The following is a 17,053-nucleotide window of genomic DNA, read 5'->3' as shown; positions in this document are numbered from 1 at the left end:
GCTTATGATACCTGCAGAAACTTCAGAAAATGTTTTACAAAATAGCCACATCATCAATCATCAAAATGTAATGATCAGCTTAAAAAATATAGAGAAAGTATATCGAACAGATACAGTTGAAACCCTCGCTTTAAATAATATTTCATTAAATATAAATAAGGGTGAATTCCTGTCAATCATGGGGCCTTCCGGTTGCGGCAAAAGTACTTTACTTAATATAATGGGATTACTCGATGCTCCTACCAGGGGCGAAGTTTCAATAGATAAACACGATACAACACAACTTAATGATAAAAAACTTGCTGCTTTCAGAAACCGCAAGCTGGGTTTCATCTTTCAAAGCTATCATTTGATAAACGATTTACAGGTTTTGGATAATGTTGAGCTACCCTTACTGTATAGGAACTCATCAGCTAAAGAAAGAAGACAACTGTCAATAGAAGCATTGGAAAAAGTTGGATTAAGCAACCGTATGAAACACTTTCCAACACAATTATCAGGTGGACAAAAGCAGCGTGTAGCTATTGCAAGAGCAATTGTGGGTCAACCCGAAATTATACTTGCAGACGAGCCGACAGGCAACCTGGACAGTGCAATGGGGAGCGAAATCATGGACATACTGCTTCAATTAAACGAAAGAGATGGAACGACCATAGTAATGGTTACACACGATGAAAATATGGCTCGTAAAACACACCGGTTAGTGAGACTATTCGATGGAACACAAGTGCAATAGAACCATTGTTATTGTTTGAAGGAACGGCAAATATTATCGCTATATTAAGAGGAATGTGCTATTCCCTTGCAACCGTCGCAACAAAATCTTCTGTACAAGTGAGTGACACAACGATGCTGAGCAAAGAACAAATGTCAGCATCCAAAATCAACTCACTCGCAATTTAAAAACTAGAACTTATAACTTAAAAACAATGCTTAAAAATTATTTTAAAATAGCAATCGCTGTATTGAAGCGAAGAAAGTTCTTCACCTTCATCAGTTTGTTTGGTATAAGCTTTACGCTTACCATTTTAATTGTTATGACTGCGTTTGTCGATAATATTACAGGTGCCAATTACCCCGAAGTTAACAGGGAACGTTCATTATACATTACCACACTTCAACAAAAGAATGTAAAATATTTTAGCCAGCAAAATGGTCCTGCCAGTTTTTATTATCTCGACCATTATGTCCGCACTTTAAAAACCCCGGCCAAAGTTGCCATTTCATCTCTTTTTTCGCCTACCAATACTTATATTAACAATAAGAAACTGGTGATCAATCTAAAGTATACCAACGATGCTTATTGGGATGTGATGGAATACAAATTCATTGAAGGCAAACCTTACACTTTGCAACAAATTAATAATGGAGAACGGATTGCAGTCATTTCTGAAGATACCAAGAAAAATTATTTTGGAGATGTGCCAAACGTGGTAGGCAAATACATTGAAGCTGATAACGTGCAATATCGTGTAGCCGGTGTGGTAAAAAGTGTGCCCGCCACCATGTTTGTCTCTTATGCTGATTTATATGTGCCTTATACCGTTTCAAAAACTGATTACAAACACAAATCATTAATGGGCAATTATACTGCTATCTTACTGGGAAACTCAAAAGAAGATTTGCCAAAAATAAAAGCCGAATATGCAAGCGTTGTTTCTAAAATAAAGCCCGATGGCGGTTTTGATGTCTTTGTAAGTGGTGCTGACCCATATCTTGGAAGCTTTTTAAGAGCTACACCATTAGGCGATTCTCGGAATGGCGGAATTAGCAAACTCATTTTTATTGGTAGCATTTTCGTGCTCCTTTTTATGCTACTGCCAACGCTTAATTTAATAAATATCAATATCAGCAGAATAATGGAGAGGTCTTCAGAAATCGGCGTTCGAAAAGCATTTGGTGCCTCGGGAATGACTTTAGTTGGGCAGTTTATAGTTGAAAATATTATCCTTACTTTTTTTGGCTGCATTATAGGTATTGCCCTTTCATTTCTCATTTTACAGGTACTTAACAACAGCAACCTTATTGCTAACATGCATCTTACCGTCAACCTTACCGTATTGTTTTTTAGTCTTGTTGCCTGTGTTGTTTTCGGTCTGCTTTCCGGTGTTTACCCCGCATGGCGAATGTCGAGATTGCAGGTTGTAACAGCATTAAAAGCACAATAATTATCATTTTTCAAAACTCATTATATGTTTAGCCATTTATTTAAACTAATCTGGAACAAAAAAAAGCAAAACGCCCTGCTTATCATAGAAATGTTCATTTCTTTCATCGTCATGTTTGCAGTTTTTACACTCGTTGTTTTTTCATATAATAATTATAAGCAACCAATGGGCTTTGATTATAACAATGTGTGGGTGATTAATTTTTTTCCTCCTGAAAATATTACCAGAAATGATTCTGTTTCCATGTTTCATGATGAATTAAAAAAGACAATGTTAGCTATGCGTCAAATAGAGGAAATAAGCTTTACAGGAAATAATGTGCCGTTTTCTATGAGTACTTCTAATAGCAGCATCAATTACGGCAGCCATAAAAATGTCATGGCTAATATGTACCAGGCAGAAGAAACTTTCAACAAAGTAATGAAGATGCAAATGATCGAAGGAAGATGGTTTACAAAAGCCGACGACGCATCTAAGTATACTCCTGTTGTTATAAACAGAAAGCTTAAAGAAGAATTATTTGGTAGTGAGAATGCTGTAGGCAAGGTGCTTGGCGAACAAATTATTGAAAAAGGAACAGCAGAGAACAGGTTTAGAGTTATGGGAGTAACAGAGAATGTAAAAGATAAAGGCAGTTACCAGGCCATTGAAAATGGAATGTATATAAAAATGGACTCCGGATGGGCTCGATGGTCAGGCACCATGATCTTAAAAGTAAAACCGGGCACAGACGCAGCATTTGAAAGCAAGCTGTTTAAAACACTTTCAAATGCTATAGGCACCAATATAGAAATCGAGCATCTGGATAAAAAGCTGGTAAGTAAAAACAAGGTAATGTTGGTTCCAATGATTATTGCATTTGTTGTTGCAGGTTTCCTCATTATAAATGTTGCCCTTGGTCTTTTTGGCGTGCTTTGGTACAACATCAATAAGCGCAGAGGGGAAATTGGTTTGCGTAGAGCGGTTGGCGCAACAGGAGATTCGGTTTCAAAACAATTGGTCGGCGAAGTACTGGTACTATCAACAATTTCTTTAGTTATTGGTTGTTTTTTCGCATTTCAGTTCCCGCTTTTAAATGTGTTCGATCTGTCGGCAGGCATTTACCTGGCAGCGATTGCATTATCCATTATTTTTATTTACGCACTTGTTACTTTGTGTGCTTTTTATCCCGGAAAACAGGCTGCCGCTATTTATCCTGCTGTTGCCTTGCACGAGGAGTAAGGGAAGTGATGATGAATAGTGATAAGTGTCGAAAAATGAGCTTTTTTGGTAGCAGGTTAAGACCGACTTTCAAGATTTTTGCGTCGGTCTCCTGTACTTTTGTTCATCTTGCAGCAATGAAAAAGGTCCGCAAAAAGATCAAATTCGGCAAAGGCTGTCTTCCCTTGGGAGACTATCTGCAGGAGCAAAATAAATTGTAAATTGAACTATATTTCACTTCAACAATGATATTAATAATAGATGACGATATTGCGGTAAGAACTTCACTTCAGCTGCTTCTCGAAAACGAAAGCTACCAGACTTCTACTGCTGACGGCCCGGTACGGGCGCTTGCTTTTCTCAAAACAAATACTCCTGAACTTATTATTCTCGACCTTAATTTCTCCATCGATACTTCAGGAAAAGAAGGAATGAATTTATTGCAACAGATAAAAAAGATTAACGAAACAATTCCAATAATTTTAATAACGGGATGGGGTTCAATAGAGCTTGCAGTACAGGGAATGAAGCTTGGAGCAAATGACTTTCTCAATAAACCCTGGAGCAATGATTATGTGCTGCAATCTGTTAAAACATTACTGGATTTACAGGAAAAAAAGAAACAGAAAAACAGCCGCAAGCAGTTGGATAGCCTGTACAAATTTCACCAGATAATTGGTGAAGATGATAACATGCTTGATATACTTGAAACTATTGGCAGGGTTTCTTCGACTGATGCCCCAGTCTTAATAATGGGTGAAAGCGGTACCGGGAAAGAGTTGATAGCAGAAGCGATACACCACAACAGCCAACGGGCAAACAAGCCTTTTATAAAAGTAAATCTTGGCGGCATTTCAACATCGTTATTTGAAAGCGAAATGTTTGGCCATGTCAGGGGCGCTTTTACTGATGCTCGTTTTGACAGAGTCGGCCGGTTTGAATTAGCAAATAAAGGAACTATATTTTTAGACGAAATCGGCGACCTCGATGCTGGAAGCCAGGTAAAGCTATTGCGTGTATTGCAAGACCGAACGTACGAAGTTTTAGGCAGCAGCCGAACAAAAAATGTAGACGTAAGAGTGGTTTGTGCAACAAACAGAAACCTTGAAGAAATGGTATCTATGGGAACCTTCAGGGAAGATTTGTTATACCGTATTAACCTCATAACAGTAAGATTACCGGCTTTAAGAGAAAGACCAAAGGATATTCCATTATTAATTGAATTTTTTATTAATAACCTCAAAGAGATTTATAATCGTCCTAATCTAAAAGTTAGTCGTGATGCGATGAAATGGATGCAACAATTGCCACTGCCGGGAAATATTCGCCAATTAAAAAACATTGTGGAAAGGTCTGTTTTGGTCAGCAGAAAGGATGTACTGGAAGTGGAAGACTTCAAATCTCAACTCGAACAGTCCCCGGGTAAAAAAGGTTCAATGCACTTGCCGCAGGTAGGAACAATAACTCTAGACGAACTGGAAATGCAAATGATAAAAAAAGCTATGGATTTTCATAAGAATAAAGTATCAAAAGCTGCTTCGGCGCTTGGTATTACACGCAGCTCATTATACCGAAGGCTCGAGAAATTCAACATTCCTTACGATGAGACTGCGGACTAAGTATCTTCTGTTTGTTATTACACTGCACCTTCTAACGCTGGTGCTTTCGTATTTTATATTCAAGGATAATAAACTTTTATTTATTGGCTCAGAAGTATTAATTCTTCTCTCCGCTCTGCTTGCGTTGCAGTTATACCGGGAGTTAATAAAGCCATTAAAAACTTTAATGACGGGAGTTGAAGCGATTAAAGAGAGAGATTTCACAACAAAGTTTGTTACAACAGGCAAACACGAAATGGATGAACTCATCTCAGTTTATAACCAAATGATCGATGTTCTGAGAGCCGAAAGAACAAAACAGGAGCAACAACATTTCTTTCTTGAAAAGCTTATTCAAACCTCCCCTACCGGAATTATTATTTTAGATTATGATAATAAAGTACATCAACTCAACGCAAAAGCAATCGAATTTTTAGGTATAGATGCAAAATCAATCATTAATAAACAGGTTACAGAAATACCGCACCCTGTTATGATGCAAATAAGTGAACTGCAATCAGGAGAATCAAAAACAATTTCTTTAAACGGATTAACAACATATAAGCTACAAAAATCACATTTTATAGACAGGGGATTTCCAAGGGTTTTTGTAATGATGGAAGAACTTACTGCGGAAATTCTTGAGGCGGAAAAGAAAGCTTATGGAAAAGTGATAAGAATGATGGCGCATGAAGTGAACAATACAATAGGCCCTGTTAACAGTATTCTTGAATCAACATTAAAAAACGGACAATTACTAAATGAACAAAATGCTACATTAAAAAATGCACTACACGTGGCCGTAGAACGAAATCATAACCTCAACGTTTTTATGAGAAATTTTGCAGATATTGTTCGCCTGCCGCCCCCAAACAAAAAGAAGATCGATATATACAAATTGATTTCAAATGTTTCTACTTTAATGTCTTTAAAGGCAGGAGAAAAAGAAATTAAGTTTCACTACAATTTATCAGGTGAACCTTTGACCATATTCGCAGACGAACAGCAAATGGAACAGGCACTGATAAACATTGTTAAAAATGCAATTGAAGCTATCGAACACAAAGGAACGGTAACATTTACAACTACAGATCATCCAATGCAACTAATTATTTCAGATACCGGAAAAGGCATTGATTCCTCGTTAAAAGAGCAAATATTTTCTCCTTTTTTTAGTACGAAAAAAGATGGTCAGGGCGTGGGGCTTATGCTTACCAGGGAAATTCTTATTAATCATCATTATAAATTTTCTTTACATACAATTGAAGCAGGTAAAACTAATTTTACTATTTTCTTTGAATCATAATGTCCATGTTTCGTAGCTTTAAGAAAACGGGAACTGATGATAATTAAAGAACTAACATTATGTACAAACCATCTGGATGCCTCTGAAGAATTTTACACGAAAAAACTTGAATTTCCCCTTTTACATAAATCAGCAGACCGCATATCTTTTTCTATCGGACATACCATTTTATCCTTTAAATTGGTCAAAAATGAGAATCCGAATTATCATTTTGCTTTTAGTATTCCTTCCAATAAAATTGCTGAGGCTCAGTCGTACATTGCTCAACGAACAAATATTCTTCCCTACAATTCTGAAACAACCATTGCAGATTTTAGCAACTGGAACGCCCATGCTTTTTATTTTCATGACAACCAGAATAATATACTTGAATGTATTGCCCACCACGACCTTCCTAATGCATCAAATCAATCCTTTACATCTTCCTCCATCATAGGTATTTGTGAAATAGGCGTTCCCGTAGAGGATGTTACAGATGCATGCAAAAATATCAATGAAGAATTTGAAGTGCCTTATTTTAAAAAAGGGCCAAGGCTACCAGTTTTTTCAGTTATGGGAGATGAACATGGGTTATTTATTGTAACCACAATTGGAAGAGGATGGTTACCAATACAACAACCGGCAGAGAGACATTTTGCAGAAATTATATTTGAAGAAACGGGTAAAGAAAGAAATTATGTTATTAGGAAACAATAAAATAGCGTAATTAAATATTTGAGTGCAAAAAAAGAGGCTCGGGAGAACGTACAAGCAATAGTAAAAAATGAAAACGGCCCGATATCAGCAGGCCGTTTTTGTTTATATCATGTCAGGATAATTAGTTATACCTGAACAATAATTCGCTATGAAGGATATCTGTTGTGTTCTCTATCGCAACAGGAGACTCGCTAATTTGATCGCGATTTAATGAAATCTTTTTCTCAAATATGCTGCTACTTTGCAGATCGCGTACACTTTTGGGTACGGTAAGCAAAAGTACTAAGCCAAAGAAGATGATGTAATGGAATATAGATATAAAGCTCAGTTTCATGATAGTTAGTTTGATAATGTAAAAATACATTCCTTCTCAAGCGGTATCAATAGCATAAACGGGTGATTATTTAGAGAGAAATGTACATTTTATAAGAATAAGTGACCTCAGTTAGTTATTGATTTTAAAGTGTTTATAAAACAATTATTAATTATAGACAAGGTTTTTATGTCAAAAATCATTTGCATGTAAGTCCCTTAATACATGCTGCAAATAAAAAAACGGGCTGAAGTTTCGGCCCGTTTATATCTGGTAAATATTATTAAAATTTAAACAATAGTTCACTGTGTAATATTTCTTCTGTATTTTCCCTTGCAATAGAAATATCTTGTTTTTTTTCAATTTTAATTTCATTCATCCTTTCAGTAAAACGAATAGATTTTGGAGGTGTAAGCAAAAAAAACATACTGAAAAAAATCAAATAATGATAAGCGAAGTCGAGAGTGGGTTTCATAGCTGTTGTTTTGGTGGTGCAAATTTACTATTGCTAACAGCCTGTTACAATCACGTAAAAGGGTGATTATGAATGGAAATCAATAGTTTCTATTACATAATATGGGATTATTGATGATTTTAATTACTTATTAGAATTACTGTAAGTGAAAGTGCGATTAGTAAAATTCTAAAAGCTTCTCAAAAATGTTCATTCTTTAATTTACTATTAATACTGGTATCCGTAACTGATGACGCACTTTATCAACTGTTTCTCCGTATAAAAAATCCATTATTCCTGTATGCATGTGGGCTCCCATCACCAGCATATCTGCATTTGCTGCCTTTACAATTCTTACAATTTCCTTTGTTCTGCTACGGTATCCTAACTTGCCTTCCACTGTATAACCTTTTGTCTGCAACTGATGAACATACGACTGCAAATGCTGCTTATCATTTCTCGTTTCGAAATCATCAGAAACCTCTCCCAACGCTCTTGCGGAAGCGCTTTCAACAATATGCAGTAGCACATACTTTGTATTTTTATCGCCTTGAGACAAAGCATGAGCGATAAGCTTTTCGTCATTTTTACTGAAATCAAGAGCCACTGCGATACAATTCACTTGCGGAATAGTAAACTTTTGTAAAACAGCAGCGTTTGCATGCAGTCTTGCCGTTTCTGTTTTTCTTCTTGTTTTTATTAATGGCAAAGCTGTCATTAATAAAAACAATGCTATAAAAAACACTACTGATACTATTATCAGCATTAGCCAACCAATATTAATATCAGAAGAAAAAGCTTTATTGATCTCGTTTACCACCATTCTGACATTTAGGTAGATAAGAACGCCGGCTATCAACCACGAAAGGAGTTTTATTGGCCATTTTATTACAAATTCACCCATGGTCTTTTTGTCACTCACAAAATGGATAAGCGGAATAATTGCAAAACCTAATTGCAAGCTCAAAACTACCTGGCTTAAAACCAACAACCTATCAACCTTGTCTTCGCCCAATATAAGAATGCATAAAACTGCAGGAATAATAGCAAGTGCACGTGTTATTAATCTTCTTACTAAAGGATTTATACGAAGGTTAAGGTAACCTTCCATAACTATTTGGCCTGCCAATGTACCAGTAATTGTAGAGCTTTGGCCTGCAGCTATCAACGCTATGGCAAATAAGGCGGGAGCAAGGCTGTTTCCTAACAATGGTGATAAAAGCCGGTGTGCTTCCTTAAGTTCTGCAACCTGTGTGTTACCGGATTTAAAAAAAACAGAAGCCGCAAGAATAAGAATGGCAGCGTTTACAAAAAAAGCAGCATTAAGCGCAATCGCGCTATCAACCCTATTGAACTTAAGTGCCTGTTTTATCGCAGCCTTTGTATTGGCTATTTTTCTGGTTTGCACCAATGCGGAATGCAGATACAGATTGTGAGGCATAACGGTAGCACCAATAATTCCAATTGCAATGTATAATGCTTCGCTATTAGGTATTGAGGGGATAAAACCGTGAATGAGTTCACCCAATTGTGGCTTTGCGAACACCATTTGAACTAGAAATGAAAAGGCTATAATTGCTACAAGGCCAATTATGAATCCCTCCATCTTACGCATACCTAGCTTTTGTAAATAAAAAAGCAGAAAAGTATCGAGAACAGTTATAGAAACACCCCAGATCAGAGGTAAGCCGGTAAGTAATTGTATGCCTATAGCCATACCGAGAACTTCTGCGAGATCACATGCCGCAATAGCGAGTTCAGCCAAAAGGTACAAAGCAAAATTTATAAACGACGGATACACTTCGCGGTTGGCCTGTGCAAGATCCATTCGTCTTACGATGCCCAAACGTGCACTGAGACCTTGTAATAGCAGTGCCATAAGATTGCTCATCAGCAAAACCCATATAAGGGTATAGCCAAATTGTGCCCCGCCTGCTAAATCTGTCGCCCAATTTCCCGGATCCATATAGCCCACACTAACCAGGTAAGCCGGACCCAAATATGCTAATAATCTTTTCCACCCTTTTTTTTCTTTTGTTACATCTATACTTTCGTGAACTTCACTTAGTGATGCTTCCGTCTGTTGCTGATACATATAAAGGTTTTACAAATAAAGTTTGTGCCAATTGGTGACTGATAGAAAACGGAGGATTTTTTTTAATCACAATCTCAATAGAATTATCGAAAGTAAATTTCCTGATTACTTCCAGTACCGTTCCGATACCTATATTTTTATGCCTTAACAATTCAAGTAGCTCACTTGACTGACTGCCTACGGCGCTCACTTCTGCCTTAGCGTTAAGTTCCAGGTCGGTAAGATTTATCTGCTTTGTTGTTTCCATTTTACCATTTATGTCAGGTATTGGGTCTCCATGCGGGTCAAATTTTGGATAACTTAAATAGGCGTCTAGCTTTTCTATGAGCACAGGGCTATGTATATGTTCCAGTTCTTCTGCTATTGAGTGTACCTCGTCCCAGCCAAATTCGAGTTTGTTTACAAGAAAATATTCCCACAGGCGGTGCTTGCGCACAATACCTAAAGCAACTTTTTTTCCTTCATTACTTAATGTAAAGCCCTGGTAGGGCTCATAATGAAGCATTTTTTTTGTTTTAAGTTTTTTCAACATATCTGTAACAGAAGCCGCCTTGGTGTTTAGCTCAGTCGCCAATTCATTAGTAGTAACTAAATTATTTGCCTGTTGAAGGTGATAAATTGCTTTAATATAATTTTCCTCACTTGTTGAGAAATTCATCAGCGTTTAAATTTATTTTTAGGCAAATCTAAAAACTATTTTTAGAATATTTATTCTTTCGCCAATTAATTTCGTTTGTTCATTTATTTTATTAATGATTAATTTTATTTTTTCTTAAAATAAAATTAAATGAGGAAGTACCTGGTAACGGTAATCATATTAATAGGTGTTGCTGCTTGCAAAAACAACAAAAGCAGTAACGTTGATAAGGTTAATAAAGTGGAGACAGGTTCTGATTCTAGCCAATTCATTAATGCTTTTAAAGAACTAAAATTACCCTTTTCAGTTACGGATACTAATATGACTGATTTAGCAAAAACTGACACCATTGGCTACGCCCTTTTCACCCAATTTGTTCCGGATACCATTTTTAATAATCCATTCGGCAAAAGCCGTAAACTATCTATTTACCCTATTGGTAAAATAGGGCAGAAAGGAAAGGAAACTTATTTCGCCACGTTTGTGAAAGATAAAAATCAGTCTGTAGTGTACTTATTTGTGTACGATAAGAAAAAGTTTACCGCATCCATTCCTCTGGTTATCAGTAACAAAGATGATATTCTTAACACCGCATCTATAGACAAAAAACTATCGGTGGTTATAAATAAAGAATGGACATTAAAAAACGATATTTTTTATAAAAGAACAATTTACGCTTATAACAATGCCGGCGTTTTTACTACAGTTCTTACCGAAACAAATGAAGACCGCACAGAAAAAGGTGGAGTTATAAACCCTTTGGACACCTTTCCAAAAAAATACAAATATAGCGGTGACTACACGAAAGGCAAGAAAAATGTATTATTTATAAGAGACGGTAAAGTGGCAGGTGAATACCTGTTTTTTGTTCATTTTGAAGGTGAAAGTAAAGATGAACCCTGTGGAGGCGAATTGAAAGGCTCTTTACATATGGTGTCTGAAAAAGAAGCGGCATACAGCGGAAGTGGAGATCCTTGTGCTCTTAGTTTTACATTTAAAAGCAATGAAGTAAAAGTGAAAGAAAACGGTAGTTGTGGCAACTATCGAGGAATAAAGTGTTTTTTTAATGATACTTATATAAAAAAGAAAGAGCCAAAAACATCGGTAAAAAAGAAATAATTAAAAGCAACTTTTTTTATATAATTACGTCTGTTTATAAAACAACAGGCAATGAGATTCTACTTATCGACGTAATTATTTTAAGTATTTTCCCTCCAAAATCATTTCAATTATTACACCTCTTTAGATCTTGCATAAATATTGTTGAAAATAGTGAAAAAATAAACTTAAATATTTTCCGTTAATATTGCACACTTTTCTGAAAGAAAAAAAACATTATGAACTTTAGAAATTACTCTGTTCCTTACCAGGTTGATGAACGCTATGCAAAACGTGTAGCTTACTTTTCAATGGAGTTTGCGATTCATCAGCCATTAAAAATATACAGTGGTGGTCTTGGCTTTTTAGCCGGCTCACATTTACGCAGTGCTTATGAGTTACGTCAAAATCTCATTGGAATCGGGATCTTATGGAAATATGGATACTATGACCAGGCCCGCAACCAGGACCAGACACTGCAGGTAACATGGATGGAAAAAATAAACAGCTACCTGGAAGACACCGGAATAAAATACCAGATTTTAATTCATGATGCACCGGTATGGGTTAAAGCTTATTATCTTCCCCCTACTGTCTTTAACAGTGCTCCCCTATTCCTATTATCTACCGACCTTCCTGAAAACGACTATATTTCTCAAACAATTTGTCATAGGCTGTATGATGGAAATGTATCGACAAAACTTGCGCAATTTATTTTGCTTGGTGTTGGCGGTGCAAAATTGATAGATGAACTTAATTTCAACCCAAGCAAATACCATTTAAATGAAGCACATGGAGTATCTGCAGCTTTCTACCTCCTTAATAAGTTTAAAAGCGTAGAAAAAGTTAGAGAACACCTGGTCTTTACCACTCATACTCCTGAAGAAGCAGGTAATGAGAAACATGATATTTACCTGTGCAACAATATGAGTTACTTCTGCGGTTTAAGCCTTGATGAAGTACGAAGAGTAACAGGTATAACAGATGAGACTTTTAACCATTCGCTGGTAGCTTTGCGATTGGCAAAAATAGCAAACGGAGTTTCTGAACTTCACGGGCACGTGAGCCGCGCTATGTGGAAACACTACGAAAATATTTGTCCCATTATATCTATTACAAATGCTCAGAACTGGAAGTATTGGGCCGATAAGCAATTGTATAACTATATGGAGCAGGGCAATGATGTGCTTTTTGATGACAGGAAAAAACACCTGAAAAGAAGAGCATTTGAAATTGTTGCTGATCAAACCGGAAAACTATTTGACCCTAATGTTCTTACCATTGTTTGGGCACGTCGTTTTGCAGGTTATAAAAGAGCAGATCTTATAACAAGAGATCTTGAAAGATTTAAAAAGTTAACCAGCAATACAAAATACCCGGTACAGATAATATGGGCCGGCAAACCTTACCCACTTGATTATCCTGCAATTTCTGATTTTAATAACCTCGTGCATTTAAGCAAAGGATATAAAAATGTAGCAGTACTGATCGGGTATGAACTTGGTTTAAGTAAACGCCTTAAACAGGCGGCAGATGTATGGCTCAACAACCCCAGGGTTCCCAGAGAAGCATCAGGAACAAGTGGCATGACGGCCTGCATGAACGGAGCAGTTAACTTTAGTACCGATGATGGATGGATTCCAGAATTTATTAATCACGGCAACAACGGATTTGTTGTTCCGCAGGCAGATTACCATAAGCTGCACGTATTGGAGCAGGATGAATACGATTTAAACCAATTGTACGAGATTCTACAAAATCAGATTTTACCGATATATTACGACAAAAGAGATACCTGGAGACAAATCACGAAGAATGGTATGAGAGATGTACGGTTCAAGTTTGACAGTAACCGTATGGCTGATGAATATTATGAACTGATTTACAGTTATTAAATAAGTAATTTTTTTGTTTAAAAGCTCATCTTACCGGTGAGCTTTTTTATTGCATATTTAATTCTCCAAACTGTGTTAGTTTTAAAATTATCCTGAATAATTTAAAAGCATCTCTACCGTTGCGAAAGAATAGTAACAGCATGTTAAGCTATTGCCATTCTGCTCCTATCTTACTTGTGTAACTAAAATATTTTACCAGTTCAACACTACTCCCCCGTTGAATAATGCCGGAATAGAATTATAGCCTCTTATATCGAAAAACTTTTGGTTGAAAAGATTTTGAGCATCTGCAAAGAACCTAACATGAGAATTTGCAGTAAGTTCTCCGTGTGCTCCGACTATAAAATAATCTTTTAATAAAACATCCGGCATTTGATAACCTCCAACATCAAACCGGCTACTTACATATTTTCCTGTCACTGAGAAATATACATGCCCGGTTGGTTGCCATCCAACATTTAAATTAAGGCTGTGTTTGGGCCGCCTTAAAGAATATGCATAAGTAACAGTGTCTTTATTGGTTGCACGGTTCTGCGTCGTTTCCTGTGAAGCAATCCACGTGTAGTTACTTGTGATGGTTAATTGCTTAACAGGCTTTACAGTCGCTTCCATCTCAATACCGTTAACTATTTGTTTCACATAATTAAAATATTGAAAAGTGATATAATTATAGTCGATACCGTTATCAATTTTCCGGTAAAAATAGATTACACGACTAGTAAAAATCTTGTTGCTAAATTGAATTCCCGCTTCATAGTTTACCGATTTTTCAGGCTGCAAAGCTTCATTAATACTTAATTGGTATAATGTGGGAGCTTTAAATCCGCTTGCTATGCTTCCAAACATTCTTACATTTTTTGTGATGGTATACGAAGGATTAAAAGTGTAAGTACCGTTTGTTCCATATCTCGAATGTTTGTTTACTCTTCCTCCCAATTCTATGTTGAGTTTGTTTTTTAGTGCGCTTACATTTAATGAAGCATAAACAGCCTTTTGATGCAAAGATGAGTCAAAAGGTGGTGCAGTATAAGGGCCATAAGTAGAGACCGACGAATAGAATTGATTGTAAGATGAAAACCGGTAATCGGCACCTGCCAGTAATGTAGCTGCATTATTAAGTTTTATGCTTGCGTATAATTCTGTAAAATCAGTTTTACCATTGTACCTGTTATCTTCAAAAATGATACTTGTCCGGTAAAGGCTGTCATTAAAATAATTTCTTTTTTGATTACTGTACTGATAAGTACCATTTAGCGCAATTACACTTTTTTTATAAGAAAATCCTACGCCGGTCGTCAAAGATCTGTTGTCAATTGTATAATCTTTTTCATCACTAAAAACCCCGGCATCTATATCCGCCTTGTAAGCGCTATATAATAGAAATGATTTTAAAGATAAATTTTCAGATGCCTTAAATGTTACCTGTGCATTAGTCGCATTTCCATCATAGCCATCTTTATCAAAATTACTTGAGCCGGTACTATCATAAGCTGACGAAAAACCACTGCTTGTTAACCTGCTATGCCTAACGGAATAGGTGAGCCGGTCTTTCTTGCCGTACAATTGAAAACTTCCTTTAAAAGTCCGGAAACTACCTCCCCCCAGGGTTGCTTTTACATTAAAAGGTTTATTCACATCTTCTCTTACAGAGATGATATTAATAACTCCAGCCACAGCGTCTGAACCGTACAAAGTAGATTGAGCACCTTTACAAATTTCTACCCGGTCAATATTATCAAGCGAAATAAGATTTAGATCAAATTCATTATTTATCATAGAAGGATCATTGACCGGAACGCCATCTAAAAGAATTAAAGTACGACCAGATGCAGCTCCCCTGACATATGCAGTTTGCACTGCGCCCAGATTGTTCAGTGCGCCATTTATTGTTACTCCAGCCTGTTCGTTTAGCAATTGAGGCAGTGTTTTTCCGTTGCTTTTTTCAATTTCATCTTTTGTAATGACAGTGATAACCTTACCTGTAGTGCTTTGTTTTTGAGGATATTTGTTTGCCGTTACAACTACTTCGTCTAACTGGCTTCCCTGTAATGTGTCAGTTTGTGCAGTTGCAGTAAGTGCTGCAAAAATAAATACTGTTGTAAGTAGTTTTTTGGCCATAGTTTTTTTGCTATGAACCTTCGGAATAAGAAATAATGAGAATGAAAAGGTCTTTGCCACAAGACAATCACATCTCCTGCTTTTCGCCCGAAAGCCCGATGATAAATATTTTTTTGAAAGGCAGGTCTTCTGGCTTTGTCGCAAACTCAACTTCCTTCCCATTCGAAACGAACAGTGGTTACAAGTTGAATTTTTCCATCTCCTTAAGCAGGTTTTGGAATGCAGACTTTACAGCTACGGGGATAGCGCCGGACTTACACCGGCTTCCCTTTTAATCCTGATTTCGAACAAACAAAATGCAGGAACCAATCGGGGACAAAAGTAATTGACTATACGAAAATTAAAAATTTATTTTAAAATCATAATTAGTCCCCTATCTCATCTTGACTTAACTTGGTCGATGCAGCTCTCATTAGTACTATTTACTTTCTATATTTTGTAAGTCAGCATTCTCTATAAAATAAATTTTCGGCACTATATTTTGTGATAGCTACATCAAATCTGTCAGACCAATTGTTATGAACGTTATTGATATATTTCTTATACTTATTTTACTTCTCAACATTTCTAGCGGCTTTCAAAAAGGCTTCATAACAGGCATGCTCCAACTATTTATGCTGGCTGCCGGGCTTTTAACAGCGTTTTTTTTATACCCGTTTTTTGCTTCGATTTTAGATAAAGTCATACCTTCTTTAGGCATGTGGAGGGTTCCTCTTTCTTTTATAATCGCACTCGTTGTTGCCCGTATAATTTTTTCATTTATAGCCAACTTTCTTCTATCATCAATACCAGAATCTTCTCATGAAAATACTGTAAACCGAATAATGGGTATAGTGCCAGGTGCTTTTAATGGTCTTGTATGGGCATTTATTGTTGCTGCCCTTTTATTGTCAGTTCCTTTTTCCGAACGTTTATCTGCCTTATCAGAAAACAGCAAGCTGGCGAATAAAATGTATGATAAGGTGGACTGGCTCGACGAAAAACTCTCGCCGCTTTTAAATGAAATTGTAAATAAACCGTTCGGCAAAATAAGAATAAACCCGGAGTCGGAAGAGTTGATTGCATTGCCGTTCAAAGACGCAAATCCAAAAATCCGCGAAGATCTGGAAGCTAAGATGCTGGTCCTGGTAAACAAAGAAAGGCAAAAAGCAGGCTTGCCTATTTTAAAACCTGATGTTGAAATGCTCGCAGTAGCCCGGGAGCATTCAAAAGACATGTTTGCAAGAGGTTATTTCTCACATGTAACGCCCGAGGGTTTGTCTCCTTTTGACAGAATGAAAGAAGCACATATAAAATACCTGGCTGCCGGCGAAAACCTGGCACTAGGTCAAACCCTTTCTATTTGCCATCGTGGTTTGATGAATTCTCCCGGCCATCGTAAAAATATCCTTAATCCGCTGTTTCGAAGAGTAGGGATCGGTATTGTAGACGGAGGCATATATGGATTAATGATTACACAAAATTTCAGGAATTAA

General features: G+C 36.6%; 13 protein-coding genes, 1 pseudogene and 1 riboswitch. Of the genes and pseudogenes, 10 read left to right on the top strand and 4 right to left on the bottom strand.

The annotated features are described in order from the left end of the window. The first annotated feature begins 4 nt into the window (after positions 1-4). The 7 genes and pseudogenes from B154_RS0108760 (at position 5) to B154_RS0108735 (ending at position 6,968) form a co-directional block, all read left to right on the top strand. Entirely contained in the window at positions 5-736 is a 732-nt protein-coding gene (locus B154_RS0108760; RefSeq protein ID WP_342664107.1) for an ABC transporter ATP-binding protein, read from the top strand. A gap of 193 nt (positions 737-929) precedes the next feature. After that, a complete protein-coding gene (locus tag B154_RS0108755; protein ID WP_018613500.1) occupies positions 930-2,168 on the top strand; it encodes an ABC transporter permease in 1,239 nt (412 codons plus the stop codon). 24 nt (positions 2,169-2,192) lie between these two features. Next, the gene (locus tag B154_RS0108750; RefSeq protein WP_018613498.1) at positions 2,193-3,389 is read left to right on the top strand and encodes an ABC transporter permease; all 1,197 of its coding nucleotides are present in this window, start codon (positions 2,193-2,195) and stop codon (positions 3,387-3,389) included. A gap of 224 nt (positions 3,390-3,613) precedes the next feature. Beyond that, positions 3,614-4,786, top strand: a pseudogene (locus B154_RS0108745) (sigma-54-dependent transcriptional regulator); the annotation flags it as partial. An 84-nt stretch (positions 4,787-4,870) separates the two neighbouring features. Next, complete coding sequence (locus B154_RS33810; RefSeq protein WP_425423105.1) at positions 4,871-4,987, top strand: helix-turn-helix domain-containing protein; 117 nt, start codon at positions 4,871-4,873, stop codon at positions 4,985-4,987. Then, entirely contained in the window at positions 4,971-6,272 is a 1,302-nt protein-coding gene (locus B154_RS0108740) for a sensor histidine kinase (protein ID WP_018613494.1), read from the top strand. The genes B154_RS33810 and B154_RS0108740 overlap by 17 nt, the downstream gene beginning before the upstream one ends. Before the next feature lie 36 nt (positions 6,273-6,308). Continuing rightward, positions 6,309-6,968, top strand: coding sequence for a VOC family protein (locus tag B154_RS0108735; protein ID WP_018613492.1), 660 nt, complete (start codon positions 6,309-6,311; stop codon positions 6,966-6,968). Between the two features lie 121 nt (positions 6,969-7,089). On the opposite strand, the gene B154_RS32255 is transcribed toward B154_RS0108735, so the two are convergent. The 3 genes from B154_RS32255 to B154_RS28075 form a co-directional block, all read right to left on the bottom strand. Next, entirely contained in the window at positions 7,090-7,302 is a 213-nt protein-coding gene (locus tag B154_RS32255; protein WP_157580598.1) for a hypothetical protein, read from the bottom strand. 650 nt (positions 7,303-7,952) lie between these two features. Beyond that, complete coding sequence (locus B154_RS0108725) at positions 7,953-9,830, bottom strand: Nramp family divalent metal transporter (RefSeq protein ID WP_018613487.1); 1,878 nt, start codon at positions 9,828-9,830, stop codon at positions 7,953-7,955. After that, positions 9,796-10,488 carry a metal-dependent transcriptional regulator gene (locus B154_RS28075; RefSeq protein ID WP_018613486.1) on the bottom strand — a complete coding sequence of 231 codons (693 nt, stop codon included), beginning with the start codon at positions 10,486-10,488 and terminating at the stop codon, positions 9,796-9,798. The genes B154_RS0108725 and B154_RS28075 overlap by 35 nt, the downstream gene beginning before the upstream one ends. 129 nt (positions 10,489-10,617) lie before the next feature. Here B154_RS28075 and B154_RS0108715 point away from each other — a divergent pair, with 129 nt between their 5' ends. Both B154_RS0108715 and glgP read left to right on the top strand, forming a co-directional pair. Next, positions 10,618-11,586, top strand: coding sequence for a hypothetical protein (locus B154_RS0108715; RefSeq protein ID WP_018613484.1), 969 nt, complete (start codon positions 10,618-10,620; stop codon positions 11,584-11,586). Positions 11,587-11,804: 218 nt separating this feature from the next. After that, complete coding sequence (glgP, locus tag B154_RS0108710; protein ID WP_018613482.1) at positions 11,805-13,460, top strand: alpha-glucan family phosphorylase; 1,656 nt, start codon at positions 11,805-11,807, stop codon at positions 13,458-13,460. A 192-nt stretch (positions 13,461-13,652) separates the two neighbouring features. Here glgP and B154_RS0108705 read toward each other — a convergent pair whose 3' ends face one another. Further along, positions 13,653-15,578 carry a TonB-dependent receptor plug domain-containing protein gene (locus B154_RS0108705; protein WP_018613480.1) on the bottom strand — a complete coding sequence of 642 codons (1,926 nt, stop codon included), beginning with the start codon at positions 15,576-15,578 and terminating at the stop codon, positions 13,653-13,655. A 102-nt stretch (positions 15,579-15,680) separates the two neighbouring features. Beyond that, positions 15,681-15,903, bottom strand: a riboswitch (cobalamin riboswitch). A 193-nt stretch (positions 15,904-16,096) separates the two neighbouring features. On the opposite strand from B154_RS0108705, the gene B154_RS0108700 reads away from it, so the two are divergent. Further along, positions 16,097-17,053 (top strand): CvpA family protein, encoded by a 957-nt coding sequence (locus B154_RS0108700; protein ID WP_018613479.1) that lies wholly within the window; start codon positions 16,097-16,099, stop codon positions 17,051-17,053.

Source organism: Segetibacter koreensis DSM 18137 (assembly GCF_000374045.1).
Classification (GTDB): Bacteria; Bacteroidota; Bacteroidia; order Chitinophagales; family Chitinophagaceae; genus Segetibacter; species Segetibacter koreensis.
This window is presented reverse-complemented; position numbering and strand designations above follow the sequence as displayed.

What these genes read in the sequence shown, in the direction of transcription:
- B154_RS0108760 (WP_342664107.1), top strand. Translation starts at nt 5, where the DNA reads ATGATACCTGCAGAAACTTCAGAAAATGTTTTACAAAATAGCCACATC.
- B154_RS0108755 (WP_018613500.1), top strand. Translation starts at nt 930, where the DNA reads ATGCTTAAAAATTATTTTAAAATAGCAATCGCTGTATTGAAGCGAAGA.
- B154_RS0108750 (WP_018613498.1), top strand. Translation starts at nt 2,193, where the DNA reads ATGTTTAGCCATTTATTTAAACTAATCTGGAACAAAAAAAAGCAAAAC.
- B154_RS33810 (WP_425423105.1), top strand. Translation starts at nt 4,871, where the DNA reads ATGGATTTTCATAAGAATAAAGTATCAAAAGCTGCTTCGGCGCTTGGT.
- B154_RS0108740 (WP_018613494.1), top strand. Translation starts at nt 4,971, where the DNA reads ATGAGACTGCGGACTAAGTATCTTCTGTTTGTTATTACACTGCACCTT.
- B154_RS0108735 (WP_018613492.1), top strand. Translation starts at nt 6,309, where the DNA reads ATGATAATTAAAGAACTAACATTATGTACAAACCATCTGGATGCCTCT.
- B154_RS32255 (WP_157580598.1), bottom strand. Translation starts at nt 7,302, where the DNA reads ATGAAACTGAGCTTTATATCTATATTCCATTACATCATCTTCTTTGGC.
- B154_RS0108725 (WP_018613487.1), bottom strand. Translation starts at nt 9,830, where the DNA reads ATGTATCAGCAACAGACGGAAGCATCACTAAGTGAAGTTCACGAAAGT.
- B154_RS28075 (WP_018613486.1), bottom strand. Translation starts at nt 10,488, where the DNA reads ATGAATTTCTCAACAAGTGAGGAAAATTATATTAAAGCAATTTATCAC.
- B154_RS0108715 (WP_018613484.1), top strand. Translation starts at nt 10,618, where the DNA reads ATGAGGAAGTACCTGGTAACGGTAATCATATTAATAGGTGTTGCTGCT.
- glgP (WP_018613482.1), top strand. Translation starts at nt 11,805, where the DNA reads ATGAACTTTAGAAATTACTCTGTTCCTTACCAGGTTGATGAACGCTAT.
- B154_RS0108705 (WP_018613480.1), bottom strand. Translation starts at nt 15,578, where the DNA reads ATGGCCAAAAAACTACTTACAACAGTATTTATTTTTGCAGCACTTACT.
- B154_RS0108700 (WP_018613479.1), top strand. Translation starts at nt 16,097, where the DNA reads ATGAACGTTATTGATATATTTCTTATACTTATTTTACTTCTCAACATT.